This window comes from Bacillus sp. SD075 (genome assembly GCF_017355165.1).
GTDB lineage: Bacteria > Bacillota > Bacilli > Bacillales > DSM-1321 > Peribacillus.
The window spans coordinates 181,229-198,783 of record NZ_JADILK010000003.1; the positions used below are offsets into that span (position 1 = coordinate 181,229).

The window sequence follows — 17,555 nt, forward strand, 5'->3', positions numbered from 1 at the left end:
GTATCCGTTTCCTTCTCAGTCTCTCTGAACTGTGTTAAAGGTTCTTATTAAGTTGTTATTATAATATATCAAAAAAATGAATTTGTCAATCCTTACTTCTACGCAATTGATTAATTAGATTTTCAAACTCTTCAGGAATCGGAGCTTCGAATTCCATATACTCATTTGTACGCGGATGAATGAAACCTAGGAGACCGGCGTGCAAAGCTTGTCCTTCTAATTTCAGGGTCTTTTTCGGACCATATTTCGGATCTCCCGCTAGTGGGAAGCCAATGTATTTCATGTGAACACGGATTTGATGTGTCCTTCCTGTTTCAAGCTGGCATTCCACCAAAGTGAAAGCTTTGAAGCGTTCGATGACACGGAAATGTGTGACAGCATTTTTGGAATTCGAATCTGTGACAGTCATGCTTTGGCGATCTTTTTTATCGCGGCCGATCGGTGCATCGACCGTTCCGAAGTCATGAGGGATCACACCATGTACTACAGCTTGATACTTACGGGTAACCGTTTTGTCAACAAGCTGCTGTACCAGTTTTTCATGTGCCATATCATTTTTTGCAACCATCAATAGACCTGATGTATCTTTGTCGATCCGATGGACGATTCCAGGCCGCATGACACCGTTGATTCCAGAAAGATCCTTGCAGTGTGCCATCAATCCATTTACAAGCGTGCCAGTTACATGTCCCGGTGCCGGATGGACGACCATACCGCTCGGTTTATTAACCACGAGTACATCTGCATCTTCATAATAGATATCCAAATCCATTTCCTCTGCTACCGCATCCAATTCCTCCAGATCAGGAATCGTCACTTCGATTGTATCGCCAGGAATAGCTTTATAATTCGTCTTTATCGCCGTGCCATTTACCAAAACATGGTCATCCTTAATCCATTGCTGGACCTGAGTGCGTGACCATTCTTCATTCAAAGTGGAAAGAGCCTTATCAATCCTAACGCCTTTTAGTGTTTCATCGATGCTGTATAACCTTTTATCCATTATCTTTCTCCTTAGCGTTTTTTTCTTCTAAAAACATATGAATCACGAGCAGTCCGACACCAATTGAAAGCGCAGCATCAGCAACATTAAATACCGGGAAACTGTAGCTGAAAATATAGGTATGAACGAAATCCACTACTTCCTGACGAGCAACACGATCGATGAAATTACCAATCGCACCGCCTAGCATGAGAGCAAGTGCAACTCCAAGCAAAATGCTTTCCTTCGCCATTTTTTGAATATAATAGACAAGTCCAATAATGACAGCGATGGTGATGATGTAGAAAAACCACATTTGACCTTGTAGAATTCCCCATGCTGCCCCACGATTACGATGCGAGGTGATATATAGAAGGTTTTCAATAATTTCAATGCTTTCTCCGTACTCCATTTTTTTCACAATCATCCATTTTGTCAGCTGATCGAGAGCTATGACCAAAAGGGCAATCAAATAATAAAACACATTTTTTCCCCCAAACTAATCAAATCTTCACTTTTGAATTGTAGCATAAACTAGAAATAATGACTAATCCGAAAAACAGAAGTTGCTAACAGTACCTGAAGATATAGGGAAGATTCAAAAAGGTAAAATTCCCTACTGAGGTTTCAGCTTTCATTCCCACAAAAAAGCCGGCCCTTCATAAAGGGACCGGATTTTTTGTGGGAATTATTGATTCACGTAATGATCTTTCACGACTGAAGCACAACGCGGGCAAAGTGTCGGATGTTCTTCCACTTGACCTACTTCCTTCGAAACATTCCAGCAACGTTCACACGTTTCACCTTGTGCTTTTGTGACAAGGATCGCTATATCCTCAAGCTTAACCGCTTCTGCTGGGGCACTTGCCACGTTGCCAGCGATTTCGAATTCGGATACGATGAATAGCTGTTCAAAGCTTTCCTTGATGCCATCAAGAAGAGTCTTCGTTTCTTCATTTACATATACCATCACTTTAGCATTCAGTGATTTTCCGATGACCTTCTGGTTACGGGCTTCTTCTAATGCTTTCAGAACATTATCACGGACATCCATGAACGCCGTCCATTTTTCTTCAATGGCATCAGCATCATCAATGGAAATTTCATTAGGCATCAATGTCAACTGTACACTTTCTTCCGTTACATCCGGAATGAATGCCCATACTTCATCAGCTGTATGAGAAAGGATCGGTGACACCAATTTCGTTAAGCTGACCAATGATTCGTAAAGGACCGTTTGAATGGCCAAACGCTCTTTACCATTTGGTGCTTCACAATAAAGAATATCTTTTGCATAATCAAGGTAGAACGAACTCAAATCCTGTGTACAGAAATTATTGACCAAATTATAAATTGTAGCAAACTCATAATTTTCATAACTTAGCTTCGACTGTTTGATCAGTTTATTCAATTTAACTAGCATGTATTGATCAACTTCAGGCAATTCTTGGACTGCCACTTTATCACTTTTTGGATTGAATCCATCCAAGTTCCCTAACAGGAAGCGGAATGTATTGCGGATTTTACGGTAAACTTCCGAAACTTGTTTTAAAATTGGATCGGAAACCCTAACATCCGATTGGTAATCCACCGAAGCTACCCAAAGGCGTAAGATATCTGCGCCAAGTTGGTTCATGACCTTGGATGGCAGTACAACGTTCCCAATCGACTTACTCATTTTACGGCCTTCGCCATCCAATGCGAACCCGTGGCTAAGCACACCTTTATATGGTGCTTTGCCTGTAACCGCAACACTTGTTGAAAGTGATGAGTTAAACCAGCCGCGATATTGATCGGACCCTTCTAAATAAAGGTCAGCAGGGCGCTGCAAGTCGTCTCTTTCTTCAAGTACCGCTTGATGGGAAGAACCGGAATCGAACCATACGTCCATGATATCCGTTTCTTTCGTGAAGATACCATTCGGGCTGCCTTCATGTGAATAGCCTTCAGGCAGAAGATCTTTCGCTTCACGCTCAAACCAGATGTTTGAACCGTGTTCGCGGAATAGGTTTGAAATATGGTTGATGGTTTCATCCGTAATGATCGGCTCTCCATTTTCTGCATAAAACACTGGAATTGGCACGCCCCAGGCGCGTTGGCGGGAAATACACCAATCCCCGCGGTCACGGACCATATTGAATAGGCGGGTTTCGCCCCAAGCCGGTACCCATTTGGTTTCTTCAATCGCTTCCAGAAGTTCACTGCGGAAGTCTTTGATTGACGCGAACCATTGTGCTGTTGCACGGAAGATCGTTGGCTTCTTCGTCCGCCAGTCATGTGGGTAGGAGTGCGTAATGAACGTCAAGTTCAATAACGCGCCTGCTTCAGTTAATTTTTCGGTAATCGGTTTATTCGCTTGATCATAAAATAATCCGGCAAATTCCCCTGCCTCTTCCGTCATGACTCCTTTTTCATCTACAGGACAAAGTACATCCAAGCCATATTTTTGCCCAATGATAAAGTCATCTTCACCATGGCCAGGCGCAGTATGAACACACCCCGTTCCAGCTTCAGTCGTTACGTGCTCACCTAACATCACTAAAGATTCGCGATCATAAAGGGGATGTTTGGCAACAGCACGGTCCAGCTCGCTTCCTTTAACTGTTTTCAGAATAGACGGGTTTTCCCAGCCTAATGTTTCCGTAACCGATTCAAGCAGCGCCTCAGCAAGTAGGAATTTTCCATTCTCAACAGCCACTACCACATAGTTTAATTGCGGATGCAATGAGATACCAAGATTAGCCGGAATCGTCCATGGAGTTGTCGTCCAGATGATGATTTTGACACCTTCATCAATTACACCTTTGCCATCCGTGACTTCAAAAGCAACATAGATCGACGCAGAGCGTTTATCTTGATATTCAATTTCAGCTTCGGCTAACGCTGATTCACTTGATGGGGACCAGTAAACAGGTTTTTTACCTTTATAAATGTAGCCTTTTTTCGCCATTTCACCGAATACCTTAATTTGCTGTGCTTCATATTCAGGCTTTAATGTGATATAAGGATTTTCCCAATCACCACGGACCCCTATTCTCTTAAACTGCTCACGTTGATTGTTAATCTGACCATAAGCATATTCTTCACAAAGCTTTCTGAATTCGGCAACGCTCATTTCTTTCCGTTTCACGCCTTTTTTCGTCAATGCCGTTTCGATTGGAAGCCCATGCGTATCCCAGCCAGGTACATACGGTGCTTGAAAACCGCTCATCGATTTGAATCGGACAATGAAATCCTTTAAAACCTTATTCATTGCATGGCCCATATGGATATCGCCGTTGGCATATGGAGGTCCATCATGCAAAATGAATAAAGGACGTCCTTTCGTTTGTTCTTGCACTTTTTTATAGATGTTCATTTCTTTCCATTTTTCTTGGATTTCCGGTTCACGTTTCGGCAAATTCCCCCGCATTGGAAATTCAGTTTTAGGCATCAATAAGGTATCTTTGTATTCCATCATATAATCCTCCATCCGTCTTTTAAAAAATTCATTCGAACCGATGACTTGATATCCGGCCAAAATAAAAAGCCCTCTCATCCCTAAAAAAGGGACGAGAAAGCTTTGCTTCCCGCGGTACCACCCTGGCTAGAAAGATTCACCAAGTGAATCCATCCTCTCGAGCATTCGTAACGTGAATGAAACGCTTCATTTACTTACTGCAAAAGCAGGTTCAACTCAGAACTCAAGGGTGATCTTCAATATCTTCGCTTATTCCGGGCTTCCACCATCCCCGGTTCGCTAAAAATAAGTGTGTGAAGAATTTACTTTCCCTGTCATCGTCTAATTTCATAATGAATAGTATTGTTAAAAAATTATATGCGAAAAAAGTGTTCAAAGTCAAGGAATCGTTTAAATTTCCTCTTCCACTCTCTCATTTAATTCAATTTCAGTTGCATCCACTTCATAATCCAGAAGATGATCCCAATCGTCATTGTCCAGCAAATCCAGCTGTGCACCTACAAGCATTTTGAAACGCGTCCGGAATACTTTGGATTGCTTTTTCAAATCTTCAATATCCATCGCTATTTTCCTTGCTTTCACAAGTGACTCATTGACAATCCTGTCAGCATTTTTCTCTGCTTCCTTTATGATCAGTTTCGCTTCTTTTTGGGCATTGCGCCTTAATTCTTCAGCTGCTTCTTGAGCGACAATAATCGACTTGTTAAGTGTACCCTCAATTGTCGTAAAATGTCCCAATCGATCAAAAGTCTCGTTCAGTTTATCTTCAAGCTCTTTCTTTTCCCTCAAAATCAGTTCATAATCTTTAATGACCTGGTCGAGAAATTCATTTACTTCATCTTCATCATACCCACGAAATACTTTGTTAAATTCCTTGTTATGTATATCTATCGGGGTTAAGGGCATTACGGCACCTCCAGAACGGTTTCTACACTAGTATGTTAGAACTCTATATTCGACAATAAATTTATAAATCCTGCTTTTTATTGTATTATTTTTGTCTGCCTAACGAGATTCTCCACTTATCCTTCTTGGTTTTACCATCAATTGAAGCTATTTTACATCTGCCAAAACCTCTGATGGAAAGTGTATCACCTTCACGGCATTCTTCCGAGACATTTTCCGTTTGCTTGAAATTCACCTTTACTTTTCCCGACGTTATCAAGGACTGAGTCTTTTGACGGGACATATTCAGGACGGAAGATAATACACTGTCAAGCCTAAGAGAACTGACGGTGGTTACTTGCTCTTCCCATTTTTCCTTAACCTGGACGATATTCTCGATCGGAAGCCGTTTGATGGAAACAGAAGAATTTCCTATTTTATCCAGATTACCTGTGAGATATGAATCCATCTCTTCTGCAGCTATAAATTGAATATGCTCCTCCGTCACTATTATATCACCAAATTTTTCACGTTTTACCCCTAGTGACATCAAGGTTCCAAGTATTTGCCTATGTTCAAGCGTTACAAATTTTTTTGGATAGGAGATATCATATAAGGAGATATTGAAATCAGATGATTCAGGAGAGTAATAATCAGGGTAAATGAGCACACGTTTTCGCTCTACGAAATCGCTTCCGCCATTGAATTGCAGTTTCGCTTCCGGATCATTCCCTATTAAGGAAGTAAGGATTTCCTGCTGACGTGGATCAAGAAAATCAGATAATTTCGGAGCGTAGGAATTTTTAACCTGATCAATCCAATTCATAGCCTGGTCAATAAAATCTTTTTCCTCCGGCCTGAAATGCTGATAAATACTCATGATTGAATAAATGCTCCTTAGGTATCAAATTAATGGTCGATCATAAGGAATGGATTAAACTAAACAGTTCTGCGTTGCAACTACACAGCGGAGAATATTCCGACTGTGTAGTAGATGCATGTCAGGTTAATTGTTGATCATCCTATTAATGTCTGTAAGTAATAAATTCCATAACCGCTGGCAAAATTAAGTACCAGTAAGGCCACAAGAGGTGAAAGGTCAATCATGCCAAGTGGCGGAATGAACTTTCTGAACGGTTCTAAATACGGTTCGCAAATTTTTTCCAAAAATTTACCAATCGATGTCTCCCTTGCATTAGGGAACCATGACATCAATATGTAACCGATTAATGCCATTGAATAAATTTCAATTAAATAATATAAACCCTGAAGCACTAAACCCATTAATCATTACCACCTCGCTTCTTCGTACTCCTCTTCGGCGGCGAAGCCGGTAATATTACCGGAAACATCGACGTTGTCCGGGGTACATAAGAATATATCTGTTCCGATTTTTTGGATATCCCCGCTGATTGCATAGACAGTCCCACTTAGAAAATCGATGATTCGCTTTCCTTGGTCATGCTGGATTCGTTGAAGGTTCACGACTACAGCGCGCCTGTTTTTTAAATGGTCAGCTACCTCCTGGGCTTCTGCATAAGCACGAGGCTCCAATAATACTACTTTAGAAGATTTCTGTACGCTTTGCAAACTTACGATATTCTGATTGGTATTATTCCCTGCAGAAGCGGACTGCTGCTGTTTAGCTGACTTCACGACTTTTGGTTCAGCCTCCTCTTCTTCCATCACTTCATCCTTGTACTCATACTCATCATCCAGCGCGAAATAAGATTTAAATTTTGATACGAACGACATCTATAGCGTACCTCCTTAAAATTATTCGCCTACAAGTGCTGTACCAATCCTGATCATCGTAGCGCCTTCCTCAATGGCAATCATGAAATCATTGGACATACCCATGGACAATTCAGTGCAGGGGGCGTGCTTCCACTCTAAATTTTGTATTTCAACCTGGATGCCTTTCAGTTTCCGGAAGCATTCCCGCAAAACCTGTTCATCATCGGTCAATGGGGCCATCGTCATCAATCCTGCAACATTCACTTTATCAAAATCAGATAACCCTTTTATGAAATCCATTGTCGCCTCAGGATTCAGACCATGTTTTGATTCTTCACCAGAAACATTCACCTGCACTAAACAGTTTATCGGCTCTTTTGCGCGCTTTTGAATTTCTTCTGCCAAAGAAATGCGATCCAATGAATGGATATACGAAATTTTATCGATGACATTCTTTACCTTGCGTGTTTGCATGGAACCAATATAATGCCAGCTGGGCTTGTCCTTCAGCACTTCATATTTATTCAAAAGCCCTTCGTCTCGGTTTTCACCCAAATCAAGTATTCCCGCTTCCAATGCTTCATTCGCTCTCTCGACCGAAACATATTTCGTCACTGCGATCAACTTTATCGCTTCACGGTCCCTTCCACTATTTTCACATGCTATATTTATTTTTTCTTCGATGTTTTTTAAATTGTCCACTACTTTCACTGTTACTCTATATCCTCCTTCCAACCGATAAAACTCATCAATCTACCTGTCTTCCCGTTATCACGGCGATGTGAAAAAAACAATTCATGATCACAGCTTGTACAGTATGATGTAATGTCGATCTGACTTTTTGGAATTCCTGATTTTTGAAGAATCAATCCATTAAGTTGTTTAAGGTCTAACCCATATTGTCCTTCACTGATTAAATTATAGGGCTTTTCGTCAATATCTACCAGCAAATTCTGCACTAAATCCATCACATAATCATCAACTACATAGCATTCCGAACAAATAGACGGTCCAATAACAGCATATATCTCACTTGCCTTTATACCCTCACTCATCCATGTCTCAACCATTTTTCGTGCTATTCCATTAACGGTACCCTTCCAGCCAGCATGTGCCACCCCAATCATACCATGTGCCGGAGCCAGAAAGTATAAGGGCACGCAGTCTGCATAGCAAAGGGTCAATAGAACGTTTTGGTCCTTCGTATAAAATCCGTCAGTCGCTTTAAAGGCTGATTCATAATCCGTTGCACCTCTCCCGCCATCGCGGCTGGTAACTGGATGGATTTTCGTTTCATGGGTCTGCTCGGCGCCTATCCACCCTTTAAGCGGAAACATCAGCTTATCGGCTATCATCCTGCGGTTTCCCTGGACATCTTCAAGTTTATCCCCGACATGAAAACCCGTATTCAATGTTTGAAAATCACCTGTACTGACTCCCCCATTTTTTGTGGTGAAGCCCGCTACGAGCTGGAGATTTTGTTGTCTCCAGCTGTCAATGAGCATATATTGGTCTTTTATTAAAACAAATGGCTCTTTCATGCTATAAACCTCTTTATTTTTAGTCTAGTGTATCATATATTTGCGCCATGCACCTTTAAAACCGTTCATCTTTCAGTTCTTCTTGAAATACCGTCTGATGTTCAACAAGAATGACATCTGCACCGATTTTTTTTATTTTTCGCCATGGAATAACAATATCCTGTTCCCTTCCAAAAAAGCCCATTAATCTGGTTCCATTTGAAACGACGATGGCCTCTATTTTCCCAGTGGCCGTATTGATTTCAAGATCTGACATATTACCTAATTTCTTACCATCTGCTATATTGACGATATCCTTAATTTGAAAGTCGGAAATCCTGGTCACATCACTCAACTCCTCAAAATTTCATCATAGATGAAGGTCCTATTCCTATGTATATGACATGATGCGCCCGAGGATGAAGAATACGATAAATAAACGTCCACTAGATTCACGACTTACCTACCGGAAGGGAATTCCAACAAAAAAAAGCTGCTATGGAAAAGCAGCTGTCAGCGGGTATCGACATTTTAGCCATACCCGCTTCAGCTAACTTTCTCTCATGCTCAGCTTCTACTGTTGAATATTTTTATTCATTTGCTTGATTGCCGCTTTTTCCAATCGGGAGACCTGTGCTTGTGAAATGCCGATTTCCTCAGCTACCTCCATTTGCGTCTTCCCTTGGAAAAAGCGTTTACGAAGGATCATTTTTTCCCGGTCATTCAACCGTCTCATGCCTTCATTTATAGCTATTTCATCAATCCAGGTACTATCTTTATTTTTTTCATCACTCAGTTGGTCGAGTACATAAATCGGATCCCCGCCATCATTATAAATCGGTTCAAAAAGTGAAACTGGATCTTGTATAGCATCTAGTGCAAAAACAATTTCTTCATGAGGTACTTCCAACACCTTGGCGATTTCTTCAGCTGTCGGCTCACGAAGGGTCTGACTTATGAGCTTTTCTTTTACCTGCAAAGCTTTGTAAGCGATGTCTCTTAAAGAACGGGATACCCGAATCGGATTATTGTCGCGAAGATATCTTCTGATTTCTCCAATAATCATCGGTACAGCATACGTTGAAAACTTAACATTTTGACCTAGGTCAAAATTATCTATCGACTTCATCAACCCTATACAGCCTACCTGAAATAGATCATCTACATACTCTCCCCGATTGTTGAAGCGTTGAATGACGCTTAAAACGAGTCGAAGATTCCCGTTTACCAGTTTCTCTCTTGCTGAAATATCGCCATTTTGCAGTTCTTTAAAGAGTTTTCTCATTTCTTCATTCTTTAAAACCGGTAATTTTGATGTATCCACACCGCAGATTTCAACCTTATTACGAGACAAAATTATTCCCTCCTCACAGGAGCGCTGTACAAAAAACAGTATTTCCGCGGGAGGAAAAAATATGCACATGGCTAGAACAGAAAATCTTCATTATTTTTCACTAAAGCTACAAAAGTATTGATTTGATTGACATTTAAGCACATTATTTTTTTTACACCATTTTATTAAATTCTTTTCGAAGCCTCTTAATAATCCTTTTTTCCAAACGTGAAATGTAAGATTGGGAAATCCCCAGCATGTCGGCAACGTCCTTTTGGGTTTTTTCTTCTCCGCCTGCAAGTCCAAAACGGAGTTCCATTATCTGTTTTTCACGTTCGGATAACTGCGTAAGTGCTTTTGTCAACAGCTTACGGTCAACATTTGCCTCAAGGTCTTTCGTGATAATGTCATCGTCCGTTCCAAGTACATCGGATAACAGAAGTTCATTTCCATCCCAATCAATATTCAGGGGTTCATCAAAAGAAACTTCAGAGCGGATTTTGTTATTTCTGCGTAAATACATTAATATTTCATTCTCGATGCATCTCGAAGCATATGTAGCCAGTTTTATTTTCTTCTCAGGATTGAATGTATTCACAGCTTTGATCAAACCTATGGTACCGATGCTGATTAAATCCTCAATATTGATGCCCGTATTTTCGAATTTCCTGGCAATATAAACCACCAGCCTTAAATTACGTTCAATCAAGATCGAGCGTGCAGCTTCATCGCCATTGGGTAATTTATTGATCAGAATTGCCTCTTCTTCCTTTGAAAGGGGCGGTGGCAGTGCCTCACTCCCTCCTATATAAAATATTTCGTCCGTTTTCAAACCGAGCTTGAACAATAGTTTGTACCAAAAATAAGTGAGCCGAAGAATGAATTTCTTCAAAATAATTCTCCCTTCTAATAAACGGATTATGGGTCAAATTTAAGAGTGAATCGATGGATCAGGAGGCATTTTGCACCGGTATCCCGGTTAACATTTTCGGGTGAACGATAGATTGATAGCTATTGTCTGGAGAGAGTTGCTGAAAGGTAAACGAAACGAGACCCTGCTTGACATGAAATTCTTTTTCTCCTTGTACGATTTTAATGCAATCCGGTTTGATTGCGGTTAACAGCTGATGTTCATGACCCACGACTTTATAAGGGATGACACGCATTCTTCCTGTCCATGAATATTCGGGCTGCACTTCCTGACTTATCAGTTTATCAGGGTTTTTAAAGAGCTCTAGCATATCGTTCGGAATTCCTATTTCCCCGCCTGAAAGAGAGATGATCATTACTGGGGAACGTGTAATCGGGTCATATAATTGATTGCCGCTATCCACCAATCCATGAAACGTTCCTTCAAAGTCAGAAATTTTAACCGAGACCGAAACCATTTGTTCATGTGTAAGCTTGGTCATCTCCATCCCTTCAAGCGTTCGCTTGGAAAATTGCCATGCAAGCGGGAATCCGATCATTACGAATATCCAGCTGACAGGGTCGCCAAAACGATTGATTCCTGCATATTGGCCAGGAGCCTTGGACACGATTTGGAACTCAAATAAGTAGTGAAGCCCAAGAAGGATTCCTCCCGATAAAAACGTTACTAAATATAAAGTGGCCACCGATTTCATGAAAAGTTTTAACCTATTAAACCCAAAGGTTGCCAGCACCATGACCAGGGATACTAAAATCTTCATGTACACACGGTCGGCAATTGCATAAAAAGGAGTGAATGCCAATACGATAATGAAGGAACCAATCAGCCCGCCAATGCATACCCGCCAAAGAGCTACCCTTCGTTTCAGAATGATTGCGGTCCAATATAAAAGGAGGCAGTCAAATAACCAATTCAACAACCAGATCACATCTAAATATAAAGTCAAACACCCTCCCCTCCCTTTATGAACTAACCTTCCACTAGCAAAAAGTATAGCGTACCTGCCCTTAGAAAGTGTGTCACTTTTTGTACTGAAAACTTAAGAGTTTTTCAGTCATTTTTACCCTTTTTGTAGAAAAACAGCTATTGATATTTTCAATACTTTCTTAGAGACTATCCTGCTCCCTTTTACTTCTGTCGATTTATGTTATAAAAGTTTAATAATTTATTGTTCACTCATCTTTTTACATTTAAGGTCATTGCACACTAATGCTATTAAGGAATTCATTGATTAACGACAAAAAAACCGTCCCCAAATGGGAACGGCATCTGACATCGATATTAACGGCGTCTATTACGGTTACGGAGGAAAGTTGGAATATCCAAAGCCTCATCACCTTGATTGGCATTACGTGCAGGCTGTTCATTGACTTCTTCTCTCTTCACTTCACGCTTCACGTTTGACTGTGGCGTTTGTTGTGTCTGAGGTCTTGATTGCTGCTGTTGTCCGAGTGTTGGACGTCCAGTAGGCCGTATTGAAGCTTCAACCTCGTTAAAGCCTGTTGCAATTACCGTAACGACGATTTCATCTTTAAGGTTTTCATTGATAACAGAACCAAAAATCATGTTTACGTCTTGATCGGATGCAGTAGCCACGATATCGGCAGCTTCCTGGACTTCAAAAAGACTTAAGTTCGTACCACCGGTAATATTCATCAGTACGCCTTGGGCACCATCAATCGATGTTTCAAGCAACGGACTGGAAATGGCTTTTTTCGCCGCTTCCGCTGCACGGTTTTCCCCTGAGGAAATCCCGATTCCCATAAGTGCGGAGCCTTTGTTGGACATTATGGTCTTCACATCGGCAAAGTCCAAGTTAATAAGACCTGGAACAGCAATTAAATCTGAAATCCCCTGTACACCTTGGCGAAGTACATTATCGGCTTCACGGAACGCTTCAAGCATTGGCGTACTTTTATCGACGATTTCAAGGAGGCGGTCGTTCGGAATGACGATCAGTGTGTCAACCGATTCCTTCATGGAGGAAATGCCGCCTTGTGCCTGTGTAGCACGTTTTCGGCCTTCGAAAGTAAATGGACGTGTAACTACACCTACTGTAAGAGCCCCTAGATCTTTAGCAATGCCCGCTATGACAGGAGCAGCCCCCGTTCCTGTACCGCCGCCCATCCCAGCCGTTACGAATACCATATCGGCACCTTTAAGCGCTTCTTCAATCTGCTCTTTGCTTTCTTCAGCAGCTTTTTTTCCTACCTCGGGATTGGCACCTGCACCCAAACCGCGTGTAAGCTTCCCACCGATTTGCATTTTGATTTCTGCTTTTGATAGATTAAGAGCTTGTGCGTCAGTATTGACAGAAATAAACTCAACACCCTGTACACCATGCTCGATCATTCTGTTTACCGCATTGTTTCCGCCGCCGCCAACACCTATTACTTTTATCGTTGCTAACTGTTCTAGATTAGAATCAAACTCCAACATGACAATCCTCCTATTTTGACGAAATTCCCGATTCTTAATGATTGTTATTCAAAAAAGTAACCCAGGATTTTTTTGAATTTAGATTCACCTTTTTCACCTTGTTTTTTAGCCGTGTTCTCTTTGTTTTTCTGAGAAACCTTCTGGCTGCGCTGGTCGTTATCTTCTTGAGCTTGTCCAGCTGCTACAGGAGTTTTATTAGCGGTGTTTTTTTGCATTCTCTCTTTCTTGCATGCATGTTTAATCAAACCAACAGCTGTCGTGTATTGAGGTTCCCTAACTCCGATGTAATTGGGTTCAGCTGTCCTAACTCGGTTTTGGAACACATATTGAGCTAGCTCCAGGACTCCCGGCATCTTGACGACGCCCCCGGTCAACACGAAACCACCTGGTATATCCTGGAAGCCAAGTCTCCTCAAATCATCTTGAATCAACTCGAATATTTCGGTCACCCGCGCTTCAATGATATCCGAAAGCATTAACTGGTTGCAGGTCTGCTGCTGATCGCTGCCGATGATAGGTATTTGGAATACATCATCTTCAGACGCGTCATCATAAAAGGCATGTCCATGCTTTACTTTTATTTTCTCAGCTTCTTCCATCGTTGTCCTTAGCACGATGGAAAGGTCCTTCGTAAGTGTTTCCCCGCCTATAGGTATCACAGACGTATATTGTAAATAGCCTTGTTCGAAAATTGCCAGAGTCGTGGAACCTCCGCCAATATCGACAAGCGCCACACCAAGTTCTTTTTCATCCTTGGATAAAACAAGGGAACCTGCGGCTAAGGGCTGAAGGGCGATATCGGTTATTTCTAACCCTGCCCTTTCCACACAGCGCAGCGTATTATGTAAAATTGTCCGAAGACCTGTGATTAAAATCCCTCTCATTTCCAACCGGACACCTATCATGCCCCTTGGATCACTGATTTCATCAAGTTCATCAACTTTGTAGTGAATCGGCACCACGTCGATGATTTCCCTGTCGGATGGTATCGTTATTAACTCCGCTGCTTCTCTAACACGGAAAACGTCATGCTCGGTAATCTCTTTATTGTCACTGGATACCGCTACTACCCCATGACACGGCTGAAGCGTCACGTGATTTCCACTTATGCCGACGATTACCTTTTTTATCTCCATCCCTATCATCCGTTCTGCTTGCTCTATAGCCTTTTGAATGGATTGGACGGTTTCATCTATACCTACGATCGAACCCTTTTTGAGCCCCTCTGATTTAACATTTCCTACACCGATTATATTTAATGTGTCATTGACCATTTCCCCAATGATAACTTTTACACTGGATGTACCGATGTCAAGACTTACGTATATTTCGTTGCTGTTCATTCCATGGCACCTCCTTCAGTTTTATACATGTATTAGGTAGAATAACATTTTTATATCGAAGACTTATACATTATAGAATAACAGAACTGATTACAACAACTCGCGAATTTCATATTAAGCGGTTCATTTTGTATTTTCTGAACAAAACTCGTAAATTACTCACTCTATGGCGTTTTTTGTTCGCTTCTCAACAAAACTGATTGACTTAATAAACTAGATACTGCCTTAAACTATTCGTCATTTATCACTTAATTCCCTTTAAAATTATAGATTTTTTTTCTGCTTTTTCCGGGAAATGGACCATTTTTCAATTAGGATCCTTCTAATCAGAGCGATATTTTGAAAGAGCCTTACACCGAACACAAAGATTGCGGCTAAATATAAGTCTACACCAAGATGTACACCTAGAAAAGCCAAACCTGCTGCTAAAATGATATTAAAGAAGAATCCAGTTACAAATACAACTTCATCATAAATATTTTGCAGATGTGCCCGTATGCCCCCAAATAAGGTATCAAAAGCAGCAAGCACGGCGATGGAGAGATAATTTGAATATTCATGGGGAATATCAAAATCAACCAAAAAACCGAGGGTGATTCCAATCAAGAGTCCAAATACTGGCAGCCACATTACGATTCCCCCCCATCCACAACGGGTTCCATGTAATCCACATTAATAGCATTTTGGTAGGCCGGCAATGTCAACTGACCGGATGGCACCTTAATCTGCACTTCAAAATTATCTATAAAGAAATCATCCATAAGTTCGGAACCTTCAATACGCTGCTTCAGTTTCTTTGGATCAAACGTTATTGCCTGAATTTCGACCGGGTAATGCACAAGGGGATATCCGTCCATTTTCGGCTGCCCGTTTATATCCCGAATAACCGATGTCGATATATACCTTTGTCCTGAAATGGAAATTTGGTCAGCACCATACCTATACATTTCATTAATGAGCCGAATGATCAGTACAGGTGAAATATACTCGACCTTCTCACCTAGAAGGACATCTGCCTTGATAGGCTGTATAGATACAATTACTCCATTTCCCTTTATTTCAGTCAAACCTGCGTCAGTCTTTAATTCGGTCAGTGTGTCACGCAATACATCTTCTTTACTCTCATTTTTCTTTGATTCATAGGATGCTATTTTTCCCTCCAGCTTACTGATACCTTCTATTAAACCCGCCTGGGTCTGCTGTTCTTTCAATAAATCATTTTTCAGCTCCCACATATCCCTTGTATCGGAAATGACAGGCTGATTCACCAAATTGAATTGAATGGCGAGCATAAAGCCAGCAATCAACGTAACCAAACTAAAAGAAAGCTTTTTTTTCATTTCCAATTTCTCACCAATCTTTCATCGAATCCGGCGGTCTGATCACCCACCAATAATTGGATCAAAAATGATATTCTTTTGCTTTTCCACTGTAAAGATAATATTCTCATTAACCAGCTGTTCCTTGATGCCACCGGGTAAGTCTAATGAAGCACCCAGGACATCCGGGTCCCCAATCGCAGATATGATGAAGGGAGCAGGATGCTGATGACCATCGATTGTAATCACTGGCCCATTACACATTATGTATGAATCATGATTTAACCTTTGACCATTAATCGCAACAGCCTCTGCACCTGATATGTATAGTTCGTTGACGACCTTGAAGACATGCTGTTCATGGACGAGGTAATTATTAACATTGGCTTTCGAATCCATATCTGTACCATCTTCAAGTATCACTTGAAGCCCTGGGCCCTTCACTTTCACTTTTCCAAGAAACATACGGTATTTTTCCGTATCCTTTGCCAAATTGAAAAAAAGCTGCTTTTCCTGAGCTAGGTCTTTTTCTATTTGGGATACATTTTCTTGCTTCTGAAGGAGTTCCTTCTGAAGTTCCCGGTTCTGTTTCTCTTGTTCGATCAGCTGCTGCCTGAGCTCATATTCCTGATCCCAGGCTTTGTCCTTCCCGGTACCTTCACCTTCTTTGGTCAGATTGTAAGAGAAGGCAATCATGAATCCGAGAACCACGCAAACCAGGGGTAAAACCACCTGTTTGCCATTAATTTTCCTCATTGGTGTCATCCTTTAGTTCAGCGTCTTCATATGCTTTAAAATAAGAACCCACTTCCAGATCGATGACTCCCTTCACCTCTGGATCCAATTGGCTGACAATCGATGGATAGTGAATCATTTTCTCGTATAAAGTACGGCTTGTCGCACTTACTTCAAACCCATCGTTCATAAACATGACGATATGATAGACATCGGTTTTGGTTGGAGCGTAATGAATCTCTGAAATGGCATTCTGAATCTCTACAGGAAGCTTGTCCAGCTCTTCTAAAAGCAACTTTAATGCTTTACCCTCTTTGAAACCAATTAAAACAGGGGCAAATACTGGAATTTCGCCAGTTGCTAACTCCTCCAACACAGACCCGTTTTCCAAAATGGGTGCAAACTTCCCCTTATTGGACAGATATGCCATCCTGTTATGTTCCGAAACCGTAATTTTAATGGAATTAGGAAATACCGGTGTAACCTTAACGCTTTTTATTTCTTGATTTTTTTTGATATTGGCTGCAGCTATCCCTGTATCAACCTTCCAGATGCTTCGATCCTTCTTCACCTTACTCAATTTAATGATCTGTTTGGAAGTAATATAACGATTCCCCTCTACCTGCACAGATTTCACATAGCTCAACGGGGATAAGAAATACAGCACACAAGCAACCAAAATGAAGAAAAGGGAAAGCAAAAGAATAAGTCGCCTGTTTGCTTTGCTTTTTCTTAATTGTTTTAATTTCGGGATGCGGTCCTCAATGGAAACGATTTTCCCCTTTTCCATTCCCTTCACCTCTTCCTGAAAAAATGGATGGCTCTTGACAGTGCGAAATCAACAAACTCAATATTTGGTTATTAACAAACT

General features: G+C 41.1%; 19 protein-coding genes. All 19 read right to left on the reverse strand.

Annotated elements, in window-relative coordinates; genetic code table 11:
• Positions 1-85 precede the first annotated feature (85 nt).
• Positions 86-1,003, reverse strand: a complete 918-nt coding sequence (locus IOC57_RS04140; protein WP_207437530.1) for an RluA family pseudouridine synthase — start codon at positions 1,001-1,003, stop codon at positions 86-88.
• The gene (gene lspA, locus IOC57_RS04145) at positions 996-1,466 is read right to left on the reverse strand and encodes a signal peptidase II (RefSeq protein WP_063231919.1); all 471 of its coding nucleotides are present in this window, start codon (positions 1,464-1,466) and stop codon (positions 996-998) included. Before lspA ends, IOC57_RS04140 begins: the two co-directional genes overlap by 8 nt.
• A 204-nt stretch (positions 1,467-1,670) precedes the next feature.
• The gene (gene ileS / locus IOC57_RS04150; RefSeq protein WP_207437594.1) at positions 1,671-4,439 is read right to left on the reverse strand and encodes an isoleucine--tRNA ligase; all 2,769 of its coding nucleotides are present in this window, start codon (positions 4,437-4,439) and stop codon (positions 1,671-1,673) included.
• Between the two features lie 393 nt (positions 4,440-4,832).
• Positions 4,833-5,348 carry a DivIVA domain-containing protein gene (locus IOC57_RS04155; RefSeq protein ID WP_034313857.1) on the reverse strand — a complete coding sequence of 172 codons (516 nt, stop codon included), beginning with the start codon at positions 5,346-5,348 and terminating at the stop codon, positions 4,833-4,835.
• Between the two features lie 85 nt (positions 5,349-5,433).
• Positions 5,434-6,207: a YlmH family RNA-binding protein gene (locus IOC57_RS04160; protein ID WP_207437531.1), complete on the reverse strand. Its 774-nt coding sequence runs from the start codon at positions 6,205-6,207 to the stop codon at positions 5,434-5,436.
• 137 nt (positions 6,208-6,344) lie between these two features.
• Positions 6,345-6,611 (reverse strand): YggT family protein, encoded by a 267-nt coding sequence (locus IOC57_RS04165; RefSeq protein ID WP_207437532.1) that lies wholly within the window; start codon positions 6,609-6,611, stop codon positions 6,345-6,347.
• A 6-nt stretch (positions 6,612-6,617) separates the two neighbouring features.
• The gene (locus IOC57_RS04170; protein WP_063231922.1) at positions 6,618-7,082 is read right to left on the reverse strand and encodes a cell division protein SepF; all 465 of its coding nucleotides are present in this window, start codon (positions 7,080-7,082) and stop codon (positions 6,618-6,620) included.
• Positions 7,083-7,103: 21 nt separating this feature from the next.
• Complete coding sequence (locus IOC57_RS04175) at positions 7,104-7,775, reverse strand: YggS family pyridoxal phosphate-dependent enzyme (RefSeq protein WP_207437533.1); 672 nt, start codon at positions 7,773-7,775, stop codon at positions 7,104-7,106.
• Positions 7,776-7,777: 2 nt separating this feature from the next.
• Positions 7,778-8,605 carry a peptidoglycan editing factor PgeF gene (gene pgeF, locus IOC57_RS04180; RefSeq protein ID WP_207437534.1) on the reverse strand — a complete coding sequence of 276 codons (828 nt, stop codon included), beginning with the start codon at positions 8,603-8,605 and terminating at the stop codon, positions 7,778-7,780.
• A 55-nt stretch (positions 8,606-8,660) separates the two neighbouring features.
• A complete protein-coding gene (locus IOC57_RS04185; RefSeq protein WP_207437535.1) occupies positions 8,661-8,930 on the reverse strand; it encodes a YlmC/YmxH family sporulation protein in 270 nt (89 codons plus the stop codon).
• Positions 8,931-9,158: 228 nt separating this feature from the next.
• A complete protein-coding gene (gene sigG, locus IOC57_RS04190; RefSeq protein ID WP_061462336.1) occupies positions 9,159-9,938 on the reverse strand; it encodes an RNA polymerase sporulation sigma factor SigG in 780 nt (259 codons plus the stop codon).
• A 151-nt stretch (positions 9,939-10,089) separates the two neighbouring features.
• A complete protein-coding gene (sigE, locus tag IOC57_RS04195) occupies positions 10,090-10,809 on the reverse strand; it encodes an RNA polymerase sporulation sigma factor SigE (protein WP_034313874.1) in 720 nt (239 codons plus the stop codon).
• 58 nt (positions 10,810-10,867) lie between these two features.
• Entirely contained in the window at positions 10,868-11,794 is a 927-nt protein-coding gene (gene spoIIGA, locus IOC57_RS04200; RefSeq protein WP_207437536.1) for a sigma-E processing peptidase SpoIIGA, read from the reverse strand.
• A 335-nt stretch (positions 11,795-12,129) separates the two neighbouring features.
• The gene (ftsZ, locus tag IOC57_RS04205) at positions 12,130-13,287 is read right to left on the reverse strand and encodes a cell division protein FtsZ (RefSeq protein ID WP_034313879.1); all 1,158 of its coding nucleotides are present in this window, start codon (positions 13,285-13,287) and stop codon (positions 12,130-12,132) included.
• 44 nt (positions 13,288-13,331) lie between these two features.
• A complete protein-coding gene (gene ftsA, locus IOC57_RS04210; protein WP_207437537.1) occupies positions 13,332-14,630 on the reverse strand; it encodes a cell division protein FtsA in 1,299 nt (432 codons plus the stop codon).
• A 264-nt stretch (positions 14,631-14,894) separates the two neighbouring features.
• A complete protein-coding gene (locus tag IOC57_RS04215) occupies positions 14,895-15,260 on the reverse strand; it encodes a small basic family protein (protein WP_207437538.1) in 366 nt (121 codons plus the stop codon).
• A complete protein-coding gene (locus IOC57_RS04220) occupies positions 15,260-15,970 on the reverse strand; it encodes a DUF881 domain-containing protein (protein WP_207437539.1) in 711 nt (236 codons plus the stop codon). The genes IOC57_RS04215 and IOC57_RS04220 overlap by 1 nt, the downstream gene beginning before the upstream one ends.
• A gap of 42 nt (positions 15,971-16,012) precedes the next feature.
• Entirely contained in the window at positions 16,013-16,714 is a 702-nt protein-coding gene (locus IOC57_RS04225) for a DUF881 domain-containing protein (RefSeq protein WP_396020762.1), read from the reverse strand.
• Positions 16,692-17,474, reverse strand: coding sequence for a cell division protein FtsQ/DivIB (locus IOC57_RS04230; protein WP_207437541.1), 783 nt, complete (start codon positions 17,472-17,474; stop codon positions 16,692-16,694). The genes IOC57_RS04225 and IOC57_RS04230 overlap by 23 nt, the downstream gene beginning before the upstream one ends.
• Positions 17,475-17,555: the final 81 nt, after the last annotated feature.